Consider the following 1186-nt stretch of genomic DNA (forward strand, 5'->3'; position numbering starts at 1 on the left):
CGCCGCCTGAGCCGGAACACTGGCAACCGCCACAGCGGCCGGCGCCACGACGGCCAACACCGCCAACGGCACCACACGCCGCCACAGGCGACGGATCTGGATGTTCATGGTGTTTCTCCTCCTGAGGGTGGGACGGGCTCGACGGGTGGGACCGGTCAGGCCACCGGGTTCCAGCCGTCGGTGCCGGCGAGGTACTTCTGCGGGGTGTAGTTGGGTGCCTGGGCGTCGCTGAGCTGCGGCCGGTTGCTGTTCGTGCCGGCTCCCGCGCCGTTGTTGCGGTACTCCAGGAACCGCGCGTTGCGCCAGGAGTTGCTGGACATGTCGGTCCACGGCTGGCTGGTCCTGATGTGGGCGCCGAGCGTGGACTCGCGGTAGAGCACCTGCGCGTCCGGGCCCCACGGCCGGCCCAGGCTGCTCGAACCCGCCGCCGCCGAGCTGGTCAGGTTGCAGCGGTAGAAGAGGAAGCCGTACGCCCGCGAGGCCGGGGTGCGGGCGGCGGTGACCGGCCCGCCCGTGGCCCGCTTCTCGTGGATCTGCGAGCTGTGCAGCACCGCGATCCCGTCGCCGAAGATGAAGTCGACGGTGCCCTCGACGTACGAGTTGCGGATGTAGGAGCGGGCCGACCCGCCGACGAGGAAGGTGTCCTGGTCGCCGAGCAGCCGCACGTTGCTCAGCACCGACCGGTCGGAGTTGAGGTTGAGCGCGACCGCCTGGTGGCCCGGCTGGTTGGCGTTGGCCGCCTCGTCGAAGTCGTTGGAGATGGTCAGGTTGGTCGCGGTGAAACCCCGGCCCGAGACCGTCATGGTGGCGCTGCCGGAGGTGCCGTAGGTCGTCCCGTCGGGCTTGACGGTGCCGGCCGAGTGCCGCTCGACGATCACCACGGCGCTCGGGCTGGACCCCATGCCGAGGAGCTGGATGTTCGTCCTGTTCGACGGGATGGACACCACGCCCCGGTAGGTGCCGGGGCTGATCGCGATGACGACCGGGTTGGCGCTGTTGGCCGGTGCCGCGTTCACGGCGGCCTGGACCGTGCGGTGCTGGCCGCTGCCGTCAGCGGCAACGGTGATCGCGCCGGGCGGCGTGCTGCCACCGCCGAGCTTGACCAGCTGCCACTGCTGGTTGGCGCCGTCGAGGTCGGCGAACTGGGAGATCCGACCACCGTTCGCGGTCGACCACTCCCACACGT

Annotated in this window: 1 protein-coding gene; it reads right to left on the minus strand. The window is 70.7% G+C overall.

Annotated features, from left to right (window positions below; genetic code table 11):
• Nucleotides 1–155: 155 nt before the first annotated feature.
• Nucleotides 156–1186, minus strand: a 1031-nt coding sequence (locus EV374_RS32355) for a pectinesterase family protein (RefSeq protein ID WP_132240959.1), incomplete at its 5' end; no start/stop codon positions are given.

Source organism: Micromonospora sp. CNZ303 (assembly GCF_004345505.1).